The sequence below is a fragment of the Rhizobium leguminosarum bv. viciae USDA 2370 genome (assembly GCF_002008365.1).
In the GTDB taxonomy this organism is placed as follows: Bacteria; Pseudomonadota; Alphaproteobacteria; order Rhizobiales; family Rhizobiaceae; genus Rhizobium; species Rhizobium leguminosarum.
Genome location: NZ_MRDL01000007.1, coordinates 188,974 through 208,836 on the forward strand (window position 1 = coordinate 188,974; position 19,863 = coordinate 208,836).

Consider the following 19,863-nt stretch of genomic DNA (forward strand, 5'->3'; position numbering starts at 1 on the left):
CTACCGTAGAGCCTTTCCGGGTTAGATTGAAGCATTCTGTTGGTTCAAACGGAGTCGGATGATCGACCGGTCGGCGCGCGTCGTAGCCAAGCCCTACGGCCAAGCCGGCCGGTCGATCAGCCGGCCCGTTTCAGCCAACCCTCCCGCAGATTTGCCGGGCAAATCTGCAAGACTTTAGAATCGCCGGACGCACCTATTGCTTCGCATGGCGAAGCAGTGCGGCCGGTGGGCCGGGCATCTTTCCGCCAGGATCAAAGGCGATCGGCTCGGACGTACCAGGAGGTATGCCCTTCGCCAATCGCCTTTGCCCTGACGAAAACCTGCTCCGGCAGAATGCTTCAATCTAACCCGGAAAGGCTCTAGGAGGATCAGCTCTCCGGCTGGAAACTCAGAAGCTGCCAGTTGCCGCCACCGACGAGGCAGGTCTTGCCGTAGAATTTGGCGATGCCGACATAGGAATGCCGGGTCGTGCGGAACTGGCGGCAGACCTGGCCGGACTCGTTGTTCTCGACGATCGTATCGATGACGCCGGCACTGCCCGTCGATGCATTTGCCCAGGGAAGCGGCTGGCCCTCGAGCCTTTGCACATCGGCCGAGGTGACGGCATTGCGCACGGTCATTTCGTCGGAAAGCGTGTCGGTGCTCGGCGGCGTCTGCGGCACGGTGCCGGTTGCCACCGACCGGTCGACCTTGGCGTCACTCAAGAAATCCATACCGCCGCCGACGCAGCCGGAAAGCGATAACATCGCGGTGCTGATGACGAAGAACGCGCGGCTGCGTCGCCGCAGGCCCTTTGTATGGCGAGATGACTTTGTTATGACTTCCACCCTGCATCCTGTCCAGTTATCAAAAGCTGGGCGAGTTTTGAATAATCCGGGGCATTTGAACCAATATGTCGGCAAACGAGTTAACAAGCGGTGACTTTACCGAAAGTGGCGAACCCTTCAAGCTCTTTGCCGAATGGCTGAAAGAAGCCGAGGCGTCCGAGCCCAACGACCCGAATGCGGTGGCGCTGGCAACGGTCGATGAGGATGGTCTTCCCAATGTCCGCATGGTTCTCCTGAAGGGATTCGACGACAACGGTTTCGTCTTCTACACCAATTTCGAGAGCCAGAAAGGCCGCGAAATTCTTGGACAGAAAAAGGCTGCCATGTGCTTTCACTGGAAAAGCCTGCGCCGCCAAGTGAGGCTGCGCGGCCCCGTCGAGATCGTCACCGATGCCGAAGCGGACGACTATTTCAAGACACGCGCGCGCGGCAGCCGCATTGGCGCCTGGGCCTCCAAACAATCCCGTCCGCTCGAAAGCCGATTCGCGCTGGAAAAGGCGGTGGCCGAATATACCGCCCGCTATGCTATCGGCGAGATTCCGCGCCCCGCCCACTGGTCGGGGTTCCGCATCCGGCCGACCTCGATCGAATTCTGGAAGGACCAGAAATTCCGCCTGCATGACCGGGTCGAATTCCGCCGGCCATCACCGGAAGGCGAATGGGACAAGGTGCGGATGTATCCGTAACGGGCTTATCGGCCCATCAGCTTCAGCGGGATGCCGGAGGCAAGCGCCGAGACATAGCGTCGCTTCTGGTAGAAGCCGTTGAGCGAAATGCGTGGGAGATAGCCGGTCAGCTTCGCTGCCGGCCGCCCGGGTTGCGTGGTAACCGCGAGGGTAAAGCCGAGATTGCGAGCGATGCGCGCCTCGCGGGCGGTCGCAGCGTCCGGCGTGCCATAGGGATAGGCGATCGTCTCGGGACGGATACCGGTCACCGCTTCGAGGTAATCGGCCGAAGCCTGCATTTCTATTCGTGCTTCGGCTTCCGGCAGCCGGGCCAGCGCGCGGTGGCTGATCGTATGGGCGCCGAGCGTTGCGAGCGGATGTGCCGCCAGCCATTGCAATTCGCCGGGTCCCATCACCAGTTCGCGGACGATATCCGTCGGCTCGATGCCGTTTTCCCGCGCCAGCAGATCGATGGCGGCGACGGCGCCCGCCTCGTCGGAGCGATGGATATAAGCGGCGAAGCGGTCGAAGGCATGCCATTGCTGCTGCGGGCTGTCGAGCGTGAGCCGCTCCATGCCGCGGCCGAAATCGAAACGGATTTCCGTCACTTGGCGCAAGAGGATCGCCAGCGTCTCCCACCAGATGCTGTGGGAGCCCTCGGCAAAACCCTTGGCGACGAATACCGTGAACGGCGCTTGATGCCGCTCGAATACCGGCAGCGCATGCTCCAGATTGTTGCTGTATCCGTCGTCGAGCGTGAAGGCAGCAAACGGCGCTCCACCCTCGGGCTCCGCCAGCAGCGCCGGCACCTCGCCGAGCGGGACGAAACGATAACCCTCCCGCCGCAGCCGCCGCAGCGCCGCATCGAGAAAACGGGGGGTGATTTCGAGATGCGCATTCGGCTCGAAGGCCTCTGGCACGTGCGGGCGGACATGATGCAGCGTGAAGACGACGCCGCGCCCGCGCGCTTCCCGCATCAGCCCGGCCGAGGCGAGCAGCCAGGAAACCTCGAGCCCGGCGCCGATCGCTGCGCGTTTTGCCAGTCGCTTGAATTGTCCCGTCATGCGGCGCCCGTCCCTTGCCTTTGCTGGAAACTAGCAAGTGCGACTTAAGCCTTGCTGAATCCTTGTTCGGAACAGGTCTTTGATTTCCTGTTAACCAAGGCAATGAAAAGACTAGAAAAATGATAGGCGTTGCCTCAAAGTCGCGCCAAACTTGCGGCTTCTGTCACATTACGGCACAAATGCCGGTCTGACCGGGAGCCCGCATCAAGGGCTGCGCATCAGGGGCCAGCGTATGAGGGGCCAGCGTATGAGGGGCCAGCGTATGAGGGGCCAGGGTATGAGGGGAAAGTGCATGAGAAAGCTTTTGGCGGCTGTTTTGACCGTAACGCTTGCCGTTTCGGCGCCTCTTGCGGCCCTTGCCGGCAATGCTTCGCTGATCCTCGATGCCCGCACAGGCAAGGTTCTCGCCGCCGAAAACGCCGATACGCTGAACCATCCGGCCTCGCTGACGAAGATGATGACGCTCTATCTCACCTTTGAGGCGTTGAAACGCGGCAAGATCGCCTGGGACACCCCGATCAGGATTTCGAAATACGCCGCCGCACGGCCGCCGACCAAGCTTGGTGTCAAGGCGGGTGGCACGATCACCGTGCGCGAGGCGGTCTATGGCATGATCGTCAAATCCGCCAATGATGCCGCCTCCGCCATGGGCGAAAAGCTCGCCGGCTCGGAAAGCGGATTTGCCCGGGTGATGACGGCCAAAGCCCGCCAGCTCGGCATGAGCCGCACCGTCTTCGTCAACGCATCCGGCCTGCCGGACGGCCGCCAGGTTACGACGGCGCGTGACATGTCGACGCTCGCTGTCGCATTGATGAAGAATTATCCGAACGAATACCGGCTGTTTTCGACGGCAAGCTTCAATTTCCGCGGCCGAACCGTGCGCGGCCACAACAATCTCATGTACCGCTACCAGGGCATGGACGGCATCAAGACGGGGTATACCAACGCTTCCGGCTTCAACCTCGTCAGTGCCGTCAGGGACGGCAACCGCCGCGTGGTCGGCGTCGTGCTCGGCGGCCGCACCGCCCGCAGCCGCGACGACAAGATGGCTGGTTTGCTCGACCGTTATCTCGGCCGTGCCTCGTCTTCCGGCGGCGCAAAGCTGGTGGCGAGCGTCGGCGCGAAGGAAACTGTCGAAGTCGCGTCCGCCGCTGACGCGTCCGATGTTCCGGTGCCGCTCAACGCACCACGCCCGGCCGACGATCTCGGAGCCAAGAGCCTGGCCTATGCCGATGACGCCGTCGTGCCCCTGGATCGTCCCGTCGCGATGGACGAGATCCTGAACGCCGGCAAGACGCCAAAGACAACAGCAGAGAAGGCCAATGGCGACTGGCAGATCCAGATCTCGGCCGCCCCTAGCGCCGATGCGGCGCGCGCGCTTCTCGCCCAGGCGAAGTCGGAAGCCGGTGCGCCGCTCGTTTCTGCCTCGCCCTATACCGAGGCGGTCGGGCAGGGTGCCAACAAGATCTATCGCGCCCGCTTCGTCGGCTTCGCCAGCAAGGATGCCGCCGTCTCGGCCTGCGATGCGCTGAAGCAGCGCTCCTATGACTGCATGCTGCTGCCGGATCGCGGCTGATCGTCGCCCGGCACTCTGGGCAATCCCGTTCTGGACAATTGTTGGGAATCAGCGTCTCCTCCATAAACAAAAGGAGAACGTCCATGCTACGCCGTCTCGCCGATCAATTCGAAACCTCATCCGCGGCCTATGCCGCAGCCAATGGCATCGAGCGTGACCCCGACTGGTTTCTCTTGAAGCTGCAGGAAGAGGTGGGTGAGCTCACCCAGGCCTGGAACCGCCTGACCGGCCGCGGACGCCGCAGGGACCGGACGCCGGAAGAACTCGACCGCGATCTCGCCGACGAAACCGCCGACCTGCTCGGCCACATCCTGCTCTTTGCCCGCCGCAACGATATCGATCTTGCCGCCGCCATCGAGCGGAAGTGGCGGTTCCAGCCGGCGCTGACGTCGAAGAGCTGATGCATGTTGCCCCACGTTTACGTGCGGCCGTCAGTCTTCCCAAAGCTTAAGTCAGCCGACCTTATAGCGGTAGAATTTGCTGTCCACCGCCATCAGCGGGAAGGAGCGGGGCAGGGCGCTCTTGGCAATCTCGGTAAAGCCGTTCTTCTCGTAGAAGCGATGCGCGGCGACGAACTTGTCGGTCGTGCCGAGGAAGATATCGGTGAGGCCGGCATCCCTGGCATGGGCAAACAGCCGATCGAGAAGCCGCGCCGCCACGCCATGCTCGCGGCCGCGAACCTCGGCGGCGACGAACATCTTGCGCAGCGCCGCCTGGTTGTTGCCGATATCCTTGAGCCCGACCGTGCCGACGATGGCGCCATCCTTGACGGCGACCCAGAACTGCCCCTTGCCGGACTGATAGAAATCCGGGATGACCCTGAGATCCGGCTGCGCATCCACGGTGATATCGATGCCGAATTCTTCGCGCTGGATCGGCAGGATCACCGAAAGCACGGCATCGGCGTCATCGGCGGTGAAGGTTCTGATTTCGACGTCCGCCATGACGGGTCCTTTCGCCTCAGGTCTGCGTGCCGCCGACCGTCACCTGATCCATGCGCAGATGCGGCTGGCCGACGCCGACGGGAACCCACTGGCCGGCCTTGCCGCAATTGCCGATGCCGGTATCGAGCTTCATGTCATTGCCGATCATCGACACCCGCTTCATCGCATCCGGACCGTTGCCGATCAGCATCGCGCCCTTGATCGGCGCGCCGACCTTGCCGTTCTCGATCAGATAGGCCTCGGTGCAGCCGAAGACGAACTTGCCGGAGGTGATATCCACCTGGCCGCCGCCGAAGGAGACGGCATAAATGCCCTTCTTCACCGAGGCGATGATTTCCTCGGGCGTCTTGTCACCGCCGAGCATATAGGTGTTGGTCATGCGCGGCATCGGCACATGGGAATAGCCCTGGCGGCGGCCGTTGCCGGTGGGCGCCATGCCCATCAGCCGGGCATTCTGCCGATCCTGCATATAGCCGACGAGCTTGCCGTTTTCGATCAGCACGTTATAGGCAGACGGCGTGCCCTCGTCGTCGATGGTGATCGAGCCGCGGCGATTGTCGATCGTGCCGTCATCGACGACGGTGACGCCGGGAGCGGCGACCATCTGGCCGAGAAGGCCGGCAAAAGCCGACGTCTTCTTGCGGTTGAAATCGCCTTCCAGCCCGTGACCAACAGCCTCGTGCAGCATCACGCCCGGCCAGCCGGAGCCGAGCACCACGTCCATCGTGCCCGCCGGCGCATCGATCGCCTCGAGATTGACGAGCGCCTGGCGCAGAGCCTCGTCGGCGCCGTATTGCCAGCTGCCTTCGGCAATGAAATCGCCGAAGCCGATGCGCCCGCCGCTGCCATAGGAGCCGCTCTCCTGCCGATCGCCTTCGCCGACCATGACCGAGATGTTGATGCGCGTCATCGGTCTGATGTCGCGGACGCGGTGTCCGTCGGCACGCAGGATATCGACGACCTGCCAGCTTGCGGCGACCGAGGCCGTCACCTGCCGCACCTTGTCATCCTTGCCCCTGAGATAGGCGTCGATGTCCTGCAGGACCTTGACCTTCTCCTCGAAGCTCGGCTGCCCGATCGGGTTCTCGTCGCTGTAGAATTTCTTGTTGGTGCCCTGGGGCGCTGCCGCATAGGAGCCGGAATAGCCGCGCGTCACCGCGCCGACGGCATCGGCCGCCCGCTTCAACGCCGCCACCGAGAGATCGCCGGCATGGGCATAGCCGACCGCTTCGCCGGCAACGGCGCGCAGGCCGAAACCCTGTTCGGTGTTGAAGCTGCCGCCCTTCAGCCGGCCATTGTCGAAGGTCAGCGCTTCCGCCTGCGCATGCTCGATGAACAGTTCGCCATCATCGGCGCCGGACAGAGCCTCGGCCACGTGCTTGCGCATCGTGGCTTCATCGGCATCGAAAAGCGTCAGGAGATCGGTGGTCATGGTATGGCTCCAAGCATGCGTTCAGGAGTGCACTTACTCCCTAGATAGGGCTCCACATAATAAGGAGTGAAGCCCCGCCGTCGAATTATTCTTTTTTAAAGGGATGGGAGCGGCAAAACGCGCCCTCCGTCATCCTCGGCTTGTGTCGAGGATCTGCTGCATATCAGCCGGCTGCAGATGCTCGGGACAGGCCCGAGCATGACGGAGTATAGGTTGAGCTTCTGGAGCAAGGACGGCGATGGGCGACGGAATAGGAGCGTAGCTGCACTCTACGCTCGACGCCGTCGGAGCCCGCATCACGGCAGGGCGTCGAAGCCTTCGGCGAAGCCCTTGAGGTCGACGGGGATGCCGATGCCTTCTTCCGGCGTCTGGAAGACGATGAAGGTTGCCTGGGCGCCGCTGCGGAAGGTCTTGAGCAACTCGTCCTCGAGCACGACCTCGGCGTAGCAGCCATCGGCAAAGCAGCGGACGAAATAGGCGCGGCCGATATCCTTGCCGTCGACATTGAGCCCGAGGCCGTTCGGCAGCAGCACGCCGAGCGGCGCGAGCACGCGCAGGATCTTCGACTTGCGGTCGGCCGTCTTCAAGACGACGACGGAAAGCCCGACCTCAGGCCGATCCTCGGCGATGACGTTCTGCATCAGCGCGCATTGTTCGGTCGCAGCCCCGGCCGGCTTGTCGCAGACGACAGACCATGCGCCATGATTGGACTTTACCGTGCCGGGCGCCGGCGGCTGCGTCTGGCCGGGCGTCACCTGTTCGACATTCGGTTTGGCGGCGCTCGGCTGCTGCGGCGCCGGAGCAGGGGTCGGCGCCGGCGCGGCAGCGGGGGGCTTGGCCTGTGACGGCGTGGGTTGCTGCTGTGCGAAAACGGGCGTCGTCGCTGCGGCCGCGATGCTGGCAGTCAGGAGAAGCGACTGCGCGAGGGAACGGAAACCCATGGAAACCTCTGGATATCGAATCATTGCGGCTATTGTTGAAGCTGCCCACCAAAAATGAAAAGCCCCACCCCGTGAAAACCGGGGGACTGCGGCGGAAATTGGACCTTTGCGAAATAATGTGTCGCGCTCGGATTGGCCGGAAAGCCGATTTTTCATATGCTGATGAAAAACTTGGGATGTTTTGCCGTTCTGACCTGCCTATGCTTTGAGCAAAAATGCCGCATAGACAATTGCTCTGACCTGTTGCGGCAAATGCCAAACTGTGGTTTGAAGCGCTGAAGATGGCAAGGATTCTGCGTTCTATTTTGCAGGTCAAGCGCTCGAGGGAGATAATAAGGTGATGAAGAAGGCTTATGCAGCCCTGACCACGCTGGTCTGTCTGCTTTTTGCTTCCGGCACATATGCCGACCAGCCCATGCCGTGGCAGGCAACGCTGCAGCCGGCGGCAACGCCGATCATGCGGGAAATCCATTGGTTCGAACAGTATACCCTCTGGTTTATCGTTCCGATCACGCTTTTCGTTCTGGTCCTGCTCATCGTCGTCTGTTTCAAGTTCCGCGCCAGCGCGAACCCGGTTCCCTCGAAGACGAGCCACAACACGCTGATCGAGATTGCCTGGACCGTGGGGCCGGTCCTGGTGCTTCTTCTTCTCGCCATTCCTTCGTTCAACCTGCTGACGGCGCAGCTGACGCTGCCTGAAAACCCCGACGTCACGATCAAGGCGACCGCCACCCAGTGGCAGTGGAACTACGAATATGAAGGTTCGGGCGAAAGCCCGCTGGCTTTCGATTCCTACCTCCTGAAGGATCAGGACCGCGCAGCCGCCGGCAAGGAAGACAAGTCGATCTATCCCAGACTTCTCGCCGTCGATAACGAACTGGTCCTGCCGGTCAACAAGACGGTCCGCGTTCTCGTGACCTCTGCGCCGACCGACGTCATCCACGCTTTCGCCATGCCGTCCTTCGGCGTCAAGATCGATGCCGTGCCGGGCCGCCTGAACGAGACCTGGTTCAGGGCCGAGCGCGAAGGCCTGTTCTACGGCCAGTGTTCCGAGCTCTGCGGCAAGGACCATGCGTTCATGCCGATCGCCATCCGCGTCGTCTCCGAGGACAAGTACAAGCAGTGGCTGACCGCAGCCGCCAGCGACCTGCCCGGCGCCTACAAGACACTCATGGCTGCAACCGATGGTCCCGCAAAGACCGTCAACGTCGCCGAAGCACAGTAATTAAGGGGATCGGGACAATGGCTGGACCTTCCGCTCACGACGATCATTCTCATGATCACGCCCATCATGACCATGCGCATGACGATCACCATGATCACGCGCACAAGCCGAGCTTTGCCAATCGCTGGCTGTTCTCGACCAACCACAAGGACATCGGCACGCTCTATCTGATCTTCGCGATCATTGCCGGCATCATCGGCGGCGCGCTGTCGGTTGCCATGCGTATGGAGCTGCAGGAGCCGGGCATCCAGATCTTCCACGGCCTGGCCTCGATGGTCTACGGCTATGAGGGCGATGCCGCAATCGACGGCGCCAAGCAGATGTTCAACATGTTCACGACTGCGCACGCGCTGATCATGATCTTCTTCATGGTCATGCCGGCGATGATCGGCGGTTTTGCCAACTGGATGGTGCCGATCATGATCGGCGCGCCGGATATGGCTTTCCCGCGCCTGAACAACATCTCCTTCTGGCTGATCGTTCCGGCCTTCGCGCTGCTGCTGCTGTCGATGTTCGTCGAAGGCCCGGCAGGCGCTTATGGCACGGGTGGCGGCTGGACGATGTATCCGCCGCTGGCAACGAGCGGCACGCCGGGACCGGCGGTCGATCTTGCGATCTTCGCGCTCCACATTGCCGGCGCCTCGTCGATCCTTGGTGCGATCAACTTCATCACCACGATCCTCAACATGCGCGCTCCCGGCATGACGCTGCACAAGATGCCGCTGTTTGCCTGGTCCGTGCTCATCACAGCCTTCCTGCTGCTGCTGTCGCTGCCGGTTCTGGCAGGCGGCATCACCATGCTGCTCACCGACCGCAACTTCGGCACCTCCTTCTTCTCTCCGGAAGGCGGCGGCGACCCGATCCTTTACCAGCACCTGTTCTGGTTCTTCGGTCACCCCGAGGTCTACATCCTCATCCTGCCGGGCTTCGGCATGGTCAGCCACATCATCTCGACCTTCTCGAAGAAGCCGATCTTCGGCTATCTCGGCATGGCCTACGCCATGGTCGCGATCGGCGCCGTCGGCTTCGTCGTCTGGGCCCACCACATGTACACGGTCGGCCTGTCGCTCGACGCGCAGCGCTACTTCGTCTTCGCGACGATGGTCATCGCCGTTCCGACGGGCGTGAAGATCTTCTCCTGGATTGCGACGATGTGGGGCGGCTCGATCTCGTTCCGCACGCCGATGCTCTGGGCGATCGGCTTCATCTTCCTGTTCACGGTCGGCGGCGTCACCGGCGTCCAGCTTGCCAATGCCGGTCTCGACCGCTCGCTGCATGACACCTATTACGTCGTGGCCCACTTCCACTACGTTCTGTCGCTCGGCGCCGTCTTCGCGATCTTCGCCGGCTGGTACTACTGGTTCCCGAAGATGACCGGCTACATGTATAACGAGCTGGTCGGCAAGCTGCATTTCTGGATCATGTTCATCGGCGTCAACCTGGTGTTCTTCCCGCAGCACTTCCTTGGCCTCGCCGGCATGCCGCGCCGCTACATCGATTATCCGGATGCCTTTGCCGGCTGGAACTATGTTTCCTCGATCGGCTCCTACATCTCGGCCTTCGGTGTGCTGATCTTCCTCTATGGCGTCTTCGAAGCCTTCGCCAAGAAGCGCGTCGCCGGCGACAATCCGTGGGGTGAGGGTGCAACGACGCTCGAATGGCAGCTGCCTTCGCCGCCGCCCTATCACCAGTGGGAACAGCTTCCGCGCATCAAGTAATTTGCGCGGACATCAGGACGCCGCCTTCGATACGGCGTCCTGATGGTAAGACATTCAGGACGGAATGATGACGGTCATCGACAATCACGAGGTGCTTGCAAAGGACGGCGAATTGTCGGAAGCGAGTGCGCGCGATTATTTCGAATTGTTGAAGCCACGGGTCATGTCGCTCGTGGTCTTCACTGCCTTTGCCGGTCTCGTGCTGGCGCCGGGCCACATCCATCCTGTCCTCGGCCTGATCGCCATTCTCTGTATCGCCGTTGGGGCCGGCGCCTCCGGCGCGCTGAACATGTGGTATGACGCCGATATCGATGCGATCATGAGCCGCACCGCCAACCGCCCGATCCCGGCCGGCCGCATTGCGCCTTCCGAGGCTCTGGCCTTCGGCCTGGTGCTTTCGGGCTTCTCGGTGGTGATCCTCGGCCTGGCCGTCAACTGGCTCTCGGCCGGCATCCTCGCCTTCACCATCTTCTTCTATGCCGTCGTCTACACCATGTGGCTGAAGCGCTCGACGCCGCAGAACATCGTCATCGGCGGTGCCGCCGGCGCCTTCCCGCCGATGATCGGCTGGGCTTGCGTGACCAACAGCGTGACGATCGAGAGCACGGTTCTCTTCCTCATCATCTTCCTGTGGACACCGGCGCATTTCTGGGCGCTTGCCCTCTTCAAGATGCGCGACTACGAGGCCGTCGGCGTGCCGATGCTGCCGAACGTCGCCGGCGAACGGGTGACCAAGCATCAGATCGTCGCCTATGCGGTGCTGACCGCCGTCTGCGCGGTATTGCCGTCCTTCCTCGGTTTCGCGAGCCTGGGTTATGGCCTCGTCGCTGCCGCTCTCGGCGCGATCTTCATATACTGTTCCATCGCCGTCTGGCGCATGCCCGACGGCGATCTGAAGATGATCCCGGCGAAGAAGCTCTTCGGCTTCTCGATCTTCTATCTCTTCGCCGTGTTCTCCGCCTTGATGATCGACCGGCTGGCCTCGCTGCTGGTCTCGCATGCGGGAGGTTGGTTCTGATGGAATTGATCAAGCTCACGGAAGCGCAGCGCAAGTCGCGCCGCAACCGCAACGTCGCCCTCGGGCTGGTGCTCGCCGGCCTCGTTATTCTCTTCTACGCGATCACCATCGTGAAGATCGGCGGGGGGATGGCTGGATGAGCGAAAACGCCGGTACACCGAAGAAGCAGGGCCGCAACAACGGCGCCGTCGTGATGATGTGCCTGAGCTTCGTCTTCGGCATGGGGGCGATGAGCTATGCCGCCGTGCCGCTCTACCGCATCTTCTGCCAGGTGACCGGCTATAACGGCACGACGCAGCGCGTCGACCAGGTGTCGAGCGTCGTGCTTGATCGCACGATGCGCGTCACTTTCGACGCCAATGTCGCGCCCGGCCTGCAATGGGAATTCAAGCCGGTCGAGCGCGAGGTCAATCCGAAGATCGGCGAGACGATCCAGGTCAATTTCACCGCCGAGAATCGTTCGAACGAAACCCAGCGCGGCCAGGCGGTTTTCAACGTCACGCCGGGCGAAGCGGGTGTCTATTTCAACAAGGTGCAATGTTTCTGCTTTACGGAAACGGACCTGAAGCCGGGCGAGAAGCTCGACATGCCTGTCGTGTTCTACATCGATCCGGAAATCGTCAAGGCCGTGGAATCCAAGGATATCCACACGGTCACGCTGTCATATACGTTCTACCCGAAAGAGGGTCCGAAGCCGGTGGCTTCGAATGAGGGTGGAGCGGAGAAGATTGAAAAGAAACTTTGATCAAGGCTCGTTTCCGGCTATGCCGGGAACGGAGTGAAGGAAGACATCCGGGGATAGCTACATGGCCGATGCTCACCAGAAGAATCACGACTATCACATCATCGATCCGAGCCCGTGGCCGATTCTCGCCTCGCTCGGCGCCTTCATCATGGCGATCGGCGGCGTCTGCTACATGCGCTACCTGAACGGCGGTTCCTTCAAGGTTGCCGGCGCGGAACTCGCCAATCCCTGGCTCTTCTACATCGGCTTCGCGCTGGTGCTCTACGTCATGTACGGCTGGTGGGCCGATACGGTGAAGGAAGCCCATGAGGGTTCCCATACCCGCGTCGTCTCGCTGCACCTGCGCTACGGCATGATCATGTTCATCGCTTCGGAAGTGATGTTCTTCGTCGCCTGGTTCTGGGCCTATTTCGACGCCAGCCTCTATCCGAACGAAGCGATCCAGGCCTCGCGCCTGCTCTATACCGGCGGCACCTGGCCGCCGAAGGGCATCGAGGTCCTCGATCCCTGGCACCTGCCGATCTACAACACCGTCATCCTGCTCCTGTCGGGCACGACGGTGACCTGGGCGCACCATGCGTTGCTGCACAACGACCGCAAGGGCCTGATCCAGGGCCTGACGCTGACGGTGCTGCTCGGCGTGTTGTTCTCCAGCGTCCAGGCCTATGAATATGCCCACGCGCCCTTCGCCTTCAAGAATTCGATCTACGGCGCGACCTTCTTCATGGCGACCGGCTTCCACGGTTTCCACGTCCTCGTCGGCACGATCTTCCTGGGTGTCTGCCTGATCCGTGCGCTGCGCGGCGACTTCACCCCGAAGCAGCATTTTGGCTTCGAGGCGGCAGCCTGGTACTGGCATTTCGTCGACGTCGTCTGGTTGTTCCTGTTCTTCTGCATCTACGTCTGGGGCGGCTGGGGCGCACCCCTCGCAGCCGGCTGACCGGAACCATAGTCAAGCAAAAGGCGGGCCTCGTGCCCGCCTTTTTTTGTTCACAAATCTCGCTCTCTACTCGGCGTCATCCTCGGCCTTGTGCCGAGGATCTGCTACATATCAACCGGGCGTAGATGCCCGGGACAAGCCCGAGCATGACGAAAGAGGAGTTGGCCGACTTCGTCCGCAGTCTAAGGCTGGCCCGTGCCCGCTTTTTTCGCCTCAGCGCGCTCCGGCGATCCGTTCGAAGGCCGATGGCCCGGGAATGCCGAGATCAAGCTGGTGGCGGATCGCCTCGGCACATTCGAGCGCCGTAAGCACTGACGTATCGACCTCCATGTCATAGATACCGGGACGATGAACCTCGTCCTGCCAGCGCTGCACCGGTTCGGGAACCGGTGTCTCCTCGCTGCCGCGCACGTAAAGGGTCTCGCGCCCTTCCTGTACGACCTCCCGCCGTTGCATGATCGTCTCGATCGGACAGCGCACGCCGACGAACAGCACGGAAAAGTCTTGCAGCCGCCGGGCGCAGTCGCCGAGAATGCCGAGCGGCTGCGAATAGCTGTCGTGATGACCGAGATCGGCCGCGACATTGAGTCCTAATCCGGCATGGATGGCGATCGATTCATAAAGCGCCGCATAGAGGAACGGCACCAGTTCCTCCAGCTCCCGCCGCTCGCCGCCGGGCCTGAGCCCAATACCGGGCAGGTAGCGCTTCGGTGTCATGGCATTGTAGCTGTCGACGCCGAGGTTGATCCAAGGTCCCTCGAATCCTTCCTGAATTGCGCGCGCAATACTGGATTTGCCGCTTCGCGGCGCGCCGTTCAGGATAATGATCTGTCCGCTATGGCTATCGTTGCTCATCAGTCTTCTTCTTTTGTTTGGCGCGAATCGCTGAGACGAAACCGCGCAGGCCTTTCCATTCGGGATGCGAATACTTTATGGGAGATGTAAGGCAGCATTGAAGAAGCCGCGACCGCGAATGCATCTGCGGGAAGGAATGCCATGAACGAGGACAGCGCCCATTTTCCCCCCGTCGATCCGGTGAAGACCGGCATCAAAGGCTGCTGCCCGCGTTGCGGCCAGGGCAAGCTGTTCGATGGCCTGCTCGGCTTAAAGCCGCGCTGCGCTTCTTGCGGCCTCGATTATTCCTTTGCCGATTCCGGTGACGGCCCCGCCGTCTTCGTCATCCTCATCGTCGGCTTCATCGTCATCGGCATGGTGTTGTGGCTGCAGGTGAATTACGGGCCGCCGATCTGGGTGCACATCCTGCTCTTTGCTCCGTTGACGATCGTCCTGTCGCTGCTGACGCTGCGCTGGTTCAAGGGCATCCTGATCGCCATGCAATACCGTCATAATGCCCGCGAAGGACGCCTGAGTGACTGAAATGGTGCATGTAACGCCGCGCCGGCGGCTGCCTGTCTTGACCGGTATCCTGGTGCTGATCGCCCTTGCCATCCTGATTTCGCTCGGCACCTGGCAGGTGGAGCGCCTGCACTGGAAGGAAGGCCTGCTCGCCGATATCGCTGCGCGGCAGGCAGCAAGCCCCGTGCCGCTTGCCGAGATCGAGGCGATGGCAGCTGCAGGCGGCGACATCGAATACCGCAAGGTCACCGCCACCGGCCGCTATATCAACAACAAGGAGCGGCACTTCTTCGCCACCTGGCGCGGTCAGACCGGCTATTACATCTATACCCCGCTGGAGCTCGCCGACGGGCGCATTCTCTTCGTCAATCGCGGCTTCGTTCCCTTTGACAACAAGGAGCCGGAAATGCGCATGCAGGGCCAACTGACGGATCAGCAGACCGTCACCGGCCTGGCGCGCGAAAAGCTTCCCGGCAAGCCCTCCTGGGTGGTGCCCGATAACGACGTCGCCAAGAACATCTTCTACTGGAAGGATCTCGACGTCATGGCCGAGAGCGTCGGGCTGGAGAAAGCGCGCGTCATTCCCTTCTTCGTCGACGCCGATTCCACCCCCAATCCGGCGGGCTTGCCGATCGGCGGCGTCACCCAGGTGGATCTGCCGAACGACCATCTGCAATATGCTTTCACCTGGTACGGGCTGGCCGCCGTGCTTATCGTCGTCGTGGCGATCTCCTGGTTCCGCAAGGGCGCCAAGACATCTCAGCAATAGTATCACTTCAATTCTCGACCATATTGGGCTAGAGGTCCCTAAATCTCTCAACCCGGAACTGACATGAATATTGCGGCGAAACCTCCTTTGACGATCAGGCTCTGCGGTCCGCGCGGCTTCTGCGCCGGCGTCGACCGCGCCATCCAGATCGTCGTGCTGGCGCTGAAATCCTATGGCGCGCCGGTCTATGTGCGCCACGAGATCGTCCACAATCGTTATGTCGTCGAGGGGCTGGAGGCCAAGGGCGCCGTCTTCGTCGAGGAGTTGGACGAAATCCCGGCCGAACATCGCGCCCAGCCGGTGGTCTTCTCCGCCCATGGCGTGCCGAAATCCGTGCCGGAGGATGCGGCAAGCCGTAACCTCTTCTATCTCGACGCCACCTGCCCGCTGGTCTCCAAGGTTCACAAGCAGGCGATGCGCCACAATCGCCTCGGCCGCCATGTCGTCCTCATCGGCCATGCCGGCCATCCCGAGGTGATCGGCACCATGGGGCAACTGCCGGAGGGTTCCGTTTCGTTGATCGAGACGATCGAAGATGCCGACGCCTACGTCCCTGTTGATCCCGATAATCTCGGCTATGTCACCCAGACAACGCTGTCGGTCGACGATACGGCCGGCGTCATCACCCGCCTGCACGAACGCTTCCCGAACCTGACGGCGCCGGCAGCGGACTCGATCTGTTATGCGACGACCAACCGCCAGGAAGTGGTCAAGCAGGCAGCCCCGGGCTGCGATCTCTTCATCATCGTCGGCGCGCCGAATTCATCCAATTCCAAGCGCCTCGTCGAAGTGGCGCTCAGGGCAGGGGCGAAGAAATCGATCCTCGTGCAGCGCGCCGCCGAGCTCGACTGGGACGAGATCGGCGCGATTTCGACGCTCGGCCTTTCCGCCGGCGCTTCCGCCCCCGAGGTCATCGTCAACGAGATCATCGAGGCTTTCCGCGCCCGCTTCGACGCTCGCGTCGAACTGGCCGAAACGGTGCAGGAAACCGAAAACTTCCTCGTCAACCGCGAACTGCGCAATATCGAGCTGACGGCGGCCGACATGGCTTTCGTCAACGGCTAGATCGGCCTTTCGGCCTAGCGTCCACTCCGGCAAATCCAATATCAACAAGGCATGAAGGGCGAGACCTCACTTGGCAGTCTATACCGATATCGCCGAAGACGATCTGAAGTGGTTCCTGACGGAATATGACGCAGGCACGTTGCTCTCCTACAAGGGCATCGCCGAAGGCGTCGAAAACTCCAACTTCCTGCTGCACACCTCCAAGGATCCGCTGATCCTGACGCTCTATGAAAAGCGCGTGGAAAAGAGCGATCTGCCTTTCTTCCTCGGCCTGATGCAGCATCTCGCCGCCCGCGGTCTGTCCTGCCCGCTGCCGCTGCCGCGCCGGGATGGCGCGCTGCTCGGCTCGCTCTCCGGCCGCCCGGCAGCACTCATCTCCTTCCTCGAAGGCATGTGGCTGAGAAAGCCGGAGGCCAGGCACTGCCGCGAAGTCGGCAAGGCACTGGCCGAGATGCATGTGGCCGGCGATGGTTTTGAGCTGAAGCGGGCGAATGCGCTGTCGATCGACGGCTGGCGGGGACTGTGGGAAAAATCCGAGCCGCGCGCCGGCGAGGTCGAGCCCGGCCTGCAGACCGAGATCCGCAGCGAACTCGACTTCCTCTCCACTGCCTGGCCGAGCGGCCTGCCGGCCGGCGTCATCCACGCCGACCTCTTCCCCGACAACGTCTTTTTCCTCGGCGACCAGCTCTCCGGCCTGATCGATTTCTATTTCGCCTGCAACGACCTGCTCGCCTATGACGTCTCGATCTGCCTGAATGCCTGGTGCTTCGAGAAGGACGGCGCCTACAACATTACCAAGGGCACGGCGATGCTCGAGGGTTACCAGAGCGTCCGGCCGTTGAGCGATGCGGAAATCGCTGCCCTGCCGGTGCTGTCGCGTGGGTCGGCGCTGCGGTTCTTCCTGACCCGGCTCTATGACTGGCTGACGACGCCGGAAGGCGCCATGGTCACCAAGAAGGACCCGCTCGAATATCTCCGCAAGCTGCGGTTCCACCGCCAGATCAAATCGCCCGCCGAATACGGATTGAGCCTATGAAACACGTCGATATCTTCACCGACGGCGCGTGCTCCGGCAATCCCGGCCCTGGCGGCTGGGGCGCGGTGCTGCGTTATGGCGATGTCGAAAAGGAGCTTTGCGGCGGCGAGGCGGATACGACCAACAATCGTATGGAACTGCTGGCGGCGATCTCGGCGCTATCGGCCTTGAAGAGCCCTTGCGAGGTCGATCTCTATACCGACAGCGCCTATGTCAAGGACGGCATCTCCAAGTGGATATTCGGCTGGAAGAAAAACGGCTGGAAGACCGCAGACAAGAAGCCGGTGAAGAATGCCGAGCTCTGGCAGGCGCTGGAGGCGGCCCGTGACCGCCACAAGGTGACGCTGCACTGGGTCAAGGGCCACGCCGGCCACCCGGAAAACGAACGCGCCGATGAACTTGCGCGCCGGGGCATGGAGCCGTTCAAGAAGGGCAAGGCGGTTTCGTTTTAAAGAAGGTGCACATGTCACTCAGCTTTAGGAGTCCGATCTATACCATTGCTATTTTCTGCCTTTTGATTGCGTTTGGCATGTATTGTGGTGCGAGCAGAGCTGTTGCGACCGAAAAACCGGTGCATAAACCCTTCGACGACCGGCCGATGTTGTGTGCCGCTTACTACGGCCATCTCGCTCAGGGATTCAAAGACAAGCGCGAGCCCAAGAAAGCGCAAGCGTATCAAGCCAAGTTTCGCATCTTATACGAGCGCGGCATCAAGAACATGATCGCTGGTGGGAGCACCAGAGATGAGGCACATACCATGACACAGAAATACGCAGATCTGCTTGGCGAACTGGCGCTCAAACAGGCTGCCGAGGTCCGTTCAATCGCTTCTATGTGTCAGCGCGAGTTTCCCGTCCCGACCATATGGAACTAGATGCGATTGAGTCCTGCAGCATGTTAGATCCGGGACGAGAGCCGACGACATAGCTTTCGAGAGGTGCACGTCGGCCAAATTAGTTCCGCGCCGAGCCGAAATTTTTGCAAGCTCCAGCAAAGCACCTCCCGCCAAAAATCTTGGTCGCCTTGAAAGCAGTCGAACTCGTAACCCGGTTCGGTAGCTTTCCAGCTCCTCAAGCCGCCTGCTGCTGCGGCGGCGCCGTCGCGGCGCCCTGGATCAGCCGGTGCAGATATTCGAGTTTTGCCACGACGGGTGAGGACAACACGAAGGGGTAGGAGTCCGGCTGCCCCATGCTGCGCTGGATGGCGTTGATCGCCAGGCTGAGCGGCACCCAGGCGCTGACCAGCTGTTCGGCGCTTCTTGCCCGGTAAGGGATGAAATCCACCTCGCCTGATATTTCCTCATGGCCGCGCGGATCGATGGCGATGCCGAAGGCACGCGCCGTTTCGAGCGTATCGACGATGTGGAGGTAATGCGCGAAGCATTCGGCGAAATCCTCCCAGGGGTGCGACGCCGCATAGGCGCTGATGAAATTGTCCGGCCATCCCAAGGGCGCACCGCCGGCATAATGGTTCTGGAGGGCTGTCGCATAGTCCTGCCGTTCGTCGCCGAAGACGGCGCGGAAATCGGCAAGGCCGCCCCGATCGCGCACCAGCTTGTTCCAGATGAAATGGCCGGCCTCGTGGCGGAAATGGCCAAGCAGCGTGCGATAGGGTTCGTTCATCGAGCTGCGCGCCTGTTCGCGCGTCGCATCGTCGGCCTCTGCGGCGCGGATGGTGATCAGGCCTTCCTCATGGCCGGTCATGGCCGGCACGATATAACCGTTGCTCTCTATCGAATCCTCGAGAAAATCGAAGACCAGGCCGCCTTGCGGGTCTTGCTCCCGATCGGGATGCGGCAGCTTCCAGCGCAGCAGCGAATAAAACAGATGACGTTGCGCCTGGCTGATGCGCCGCCAGCGATCGATTCCGTCCTGGGTATCGGTGTTCGGAACCAGCCGGTTATGGCGGCAGGCAACGCAGAATTCACTCTTGCCGTCACCGTCCACCAGCCAGTTGCAGATGTCGAGGCCGGCATTGGCGCAGAAGCGGACGTCGCGATCGGGATTGGAAACGAGCTGCCAGAGTGTCTCGTCGCGCGGCTCCAGCGCATGCATCGCCAGATCGCCGGGCAGGAAGCCGAGGCGATGGTTGCAGCGCACGCATCGCCGGTTGTCGAAGTGGACGACCTGATCGCAATTGTCGCAGGCAAAAAGTTTCATCGTATCTATCTCTGCAGAGCATGAGGGTGACGGATTAAAAATGCCTGCCGCGCGAGGGCGCAGCAGGCATGGTGATAAAGGATGAGCGTCTACTGCGCATTCCTTAAATCGGAAGCACAGCGTCCTTTGCGCGTCTTAGTGCTGTCGCTCAGAGCCGATCGACGGCGCCCTTGAGCTTGTCCTTGACCTTGCCGGTTGCGACTTGTCCCTTGCCCTTGGCTTCCTGGACGGCGCCCTTGGCTTGCATCTCGCGATCGTCCGTCGCCTTGCCGACGGCCTGCTTGGTCTTGCCGGCAATTTCGTTTGCCTTACCGGAAATCTTGTCGCTGGTGCTACCCATAAGTGATGTCTCCTTGGTCGGCATGGGCCTTTTGTCCATGCTT

The 19,863-nt window shown here is 61.6% G+C and carries 23 protein-coding genes; 15 read left to right on the forward strand and 8 right to left on the reverse strand.

From position 1 onward, the window contains the following. Nucleotides 1-368: 368 nt before the first annotated feature. Nucleotides 369-827: an RT0821/Lpp0805 family surface protein gene (locus BS629_RS03795; RefSeq protein WP_018245082.1), complete on the reverse strand. Its 459-nt coding sequence runs from the start codon at nucleotides 825-827 to the stop codon at nucleotides 369-371. A 65-nt stretch (nucleotides 828-892) separates the two neighbouring features. On the opposite strand from BS629_RS03795, the gene pdxH reads away from it, so the two are divergent. Continuing rightward, on the forward strand, nucleotides 893-1,513 hold the full coding sequence (pdxH, locus tag BS629_RS03800; RefSeq protein WP_018245083.1) for a pyridoxamine 5'-phosphate oxidase: 621 nt from the start codon (nucleotides 893-895) through the stop codon (nucleotides 1,511-1,513). A 5-nt stretch (nucleotides 1,514-1,518) separates the two neighbouring features. Here pdxH and BS629_RS03805 read toward each other — a convergent pair whose 3' ends face one another. Next, nucleotides 1,519-2,556, reverse strand: a complete 1,038-nt coding sequence (locus BS629_RS03805; RefSeq protein ID WP_018245084.1) for a polysaccharide deacetylase family protein — start codon at nucleotides 2,554-2,556, stop codon at nucleotides 1,519-1,521. A 292-nt stretch (nucleotides 2,557-2,848) separates the two neighbouring features. On the opposite strand from BS629_RS03805, the gene BS629_RS03810 reads away from it, so the two are divergent. Both BS629_RS03810 and BS629_RS03815 read left to right on the forward strand, forming a co-directional pair. Then, the gene (locus BS629_RS03810; protein ID WP_018449301.1) at nucleotides 2,849-4,132 is read left to right on the forward strand and encodes a D-alanyl-D-alanine carboxypeptidase family protein; all 1,284 of its coding nucleotides are present in this window, start codon (nucleotides 2,849-2,851) and stop codon (nucleotides 4,130-4,132) included. 83 nt (nucleotides 4,133-4,215) lie between these two features. After that, a complete protein-coding gene (locus tag BS629_RS03815) occupies nucleotides 4,216-4,533 on the forward strand; it encodes a nucleoside triphosphate pyrophosphohydrolase family protein (RefSeq protein ID WP_018245086.1) in 318 nt (105 codons plus the stop codon). A gap of 51 nt (nucleotides 4,534-4,584) precedes the next feature. On the opposite strand, the gene BS629_RS03820 is transcribed toward BS629_RS03815, so the two are convergent. From BS629_RS03820 to BS629_RS03830, 3 genes are all read right to left on the reverse strand, one after another. After that, nucleotides 4,585-5,076: a GNAT family N-acetyltransferase gene (locus tag BS629_RS03820; RefSeq protein WP_018245087.1), complete on the reverse strand. Its 492-nt coding sequence runs from the start codon at nucleotides 5,074-5,076 to the stop codon at nucleotides 4,585-4,587. 16 nt (nucleotides 5,077-5,092) lie between these two features. Further along, entirely contained in the window at nucleotides 5,093-6,508 is a 1,416-nt protein-coding gene (gene tldD / locus BS629_RS03825) for a metalloprotease TldD (protein ID WP_018245088.1), read from the reverse strand. A 296-nt stretch (nucleotides 6,509-6,804) separates the two neighbouring features. Continuing rightward, nucleotides 6,805-7,473, reverse strand: a complete 669-nt coding sequence (locus BS629_RS03830; RefSeq protein ID WP_018245089.1) for an invasion associated locus B family protein — start codon at nucleotides 7,471-7,473, stop codon at nucleotides 6,805-6,807. 316 nt (nucleotides 7,474-7,789) lie between these two features. On the opposite strand from BS629_RS03830, the gene coxB reads away from it, so the two are divergent. The 6 genes from coxB (at nucleotide 7,790) to BS629_RS03855 (ending at nucleotide 13,095) form a co-directional block, all read left to right on the forward strand. Then, a complete protein-coding gene (gene coxB, locus BS629_RS03835) occupies nucleotides 7,790-8,674 on the forward strand; it encodes a cytochrome c oxidase subunit II (RefSeq protein ID WP_018449294.1) in 885 nt (294 codons plus the stop codon). Between the two features lie 17 nt (nucleotides 8,675-8,691). Next, a complete protein-coding gene (gene ctaD / locus BS629_RS03840; protein WP_018245091.1) occupies nucleotides 8,692-10,392 on the forward strand; it encodes a cytochrome c oxidase subunit I in 1,701 nt (566 codons plus the stop codon). 67 nt (nucleotides 10,393-10,459) lie between these two features. Further along, entirely contained in the window at nucleotides 10,460-11,410 is a 951-nt protein-coding gene (locus BS629_RS03845; RefSeq protein WP_018449292.1) for a heme o synthase, read from the forward strand. Continuing rightward, the gene (locus tag BS629_RS39100) at nucleotides 11,410-11,550 is read left to right on the forward strand and encodes a hypothetical protein (protein ID WP_018245093.1); all 141 of its coding nucleotides are present in this window, start codon (nucleotides 11,410-11,412) and stop codon (nucleotides 11,548-11,550) included. Before BS629_RS03845 ends, BS629_RS39100 begins: the two co-directional genes overlap by 1 nt. Beyond that, nucleotides 11,547-12,155, forward strand: a complete 609-nt coding sequence (locus tag BS629_RS03850) for a cytochrome c oxidase assembly protein (protein WP_018245094.1) — start codon at nucleotides 11,547-11,549, stop codon at nucleotides 12,153-12,155. Before BS629_RS39100 ends, BS629_RS03850 begins: the two co-directional genes overlap by 4 nt. 61 nt (nucleotides 12,156-12,216) lie before the next feature. Beyond that, nucleotides 12,217-13,095 carry a cytochrome c oxidase subunit 3 gene (locus tag BS629_RS03855; protein ID WP_018245095.1) on the forward strand — a complete coding sequence of 293 codons (879 nt, stop codon included), beginning with the start codon at nucleotides 12,217-12,219 and terminating at the stop codon, nucleotides 13,093-13,095. 213 nt (nucleotides 13,096-13,308) lie between these two features. On the opposite strand, the gene BS629_RS03860 is transcribed toward BS629_RS03855, so the two are convergent. Next, on the reverse strand, nucleotides 13,309-13,950 hold the full coding sequence (locus tag BS629_RS03860; RefSeq protein ID WP_018245096.1) for a chloramphenicol phosphotransferase CPT family protein: 642 nt from the start codon (nucleotides 13,948-13,950) through the stop codon (nucleotides 13,309-13,311). 141 nt (nucleotides 13,951-14,091) lie between these two features. Here BS629_RS03860 and BS629_RS03865 point away from each other — a divergent pair, with 141 nt between their 5' ends. From BS629_RS03865 to BS629_RS03890, 6 genes are all read left to right on the forward strand, one after another. After that, nucleotides 14,092-14,472: a DUF983 domain-containing protein gene (locus BS629_RS03865; protein ID WP_018245097.1), complete on the forward strand. Its 381-nt coding sequence runs from the start codon at nucleotides 14,092-14,094 to the stop codon at nucleotides 14,470-14,472. 1 nt (nucleotide 14,473) lies between these two features. Further along, nucleotides 14,474-15,220, forward strand: a complete 747-nt coding sequence (locus tag BS629_RS03870) for an SURF1 family protein (protein ID WP_204339580.1) — start codon at nucleotides 14,474-14,476, stop codon at nucleotides 15,218-15,220. 63 nt (nucleotides 15,221-15,283) lie between these two features. Next, nucleotides 15,284-16,285 (forward strand): 4-hydroxy-3-methylbut-2-enyl diphosphate reductase, encoded by a 1,002-nt coding sequence (gene ispH / locus BS629_RS03875; protein WP_011650764.1) that lies wholly within the window; start codon nucleotides 15,284-15,286, stop codon nucleotides 16,283-16,285. 70 nt (nucleotides 16,286-16,355) lie between these two features. Continuing rightward, entirely contained in the window at nucleotides 16,356-17,321 is a 966-nt protein-coding gene (locus BS629_RS03880; RefSeq protein ID WP_018245099.1) for a homoserine kinase, read from the forward strand. After that, on the forward strand, nucleotides 17,318-17,773 hold the full coding sequence (gene rnhA / locus BS629_RS03885) for a ribonuclease HI (protein WP_003545999.1): 456 nt from the start codon (nucleotides 17,318-17,320) through the stop codon (nucleotides 17,771-17,773). Before BS629_RS03880 ends, rnhA begins: the two co-directional genes overlap by 4 nt. 11 nt (nucleotides 17,774-17,784) lie before the next feature. After that, the gene (locus BS629_RS03890; RefSeq protein WP_018245100.1) at nucleotides 17,785-18,195 is read left to right on the forward strand and encodes a hypothetical protein; all 411 of its coding nucleotides are present in this window, start codon (nucleotides 17,785-17,787) and stop codon (nucleotides 18,193-18,195) included. A 196-nt stretch (nucleotides 18,196-18,391) separates the two neighbouring features. On the opposite strand, the gene BS629_RS03895 is transcribed toward BS629_RS03890, so the two are convergent. Beyond that, nucleotides 18,392-19,480: a zinc-binding metallopeptidase family protein gene (locus BS629_RS03895; RefSeq protein WP_018245101.1), complete on the reverse strand. Its 1,089-nt coding sequence runs from the start codon at nucleotides 19,478-19,480 to the stop codon at nucleotides 18,392-18,394. A gap of 148 nt (nucleotides 19,481-19,628) precedes the next feature. After that, nucleotides 19,629-19,820 carry a CsbD family protein gene (locus tag BS629_RS03900; protein ID WP_003546001.1) on the reverse strand — a complete coding sequence of 64 codons (192 nt, stop codon included), beginning with the start codon at nucleotides 19,818-19,820 and terminating at the stop codon, nucleotides 19,629-19,631. Between the last annotated feature and the right edge of the window lie 43 nt (nucleotides 19,821-19,863).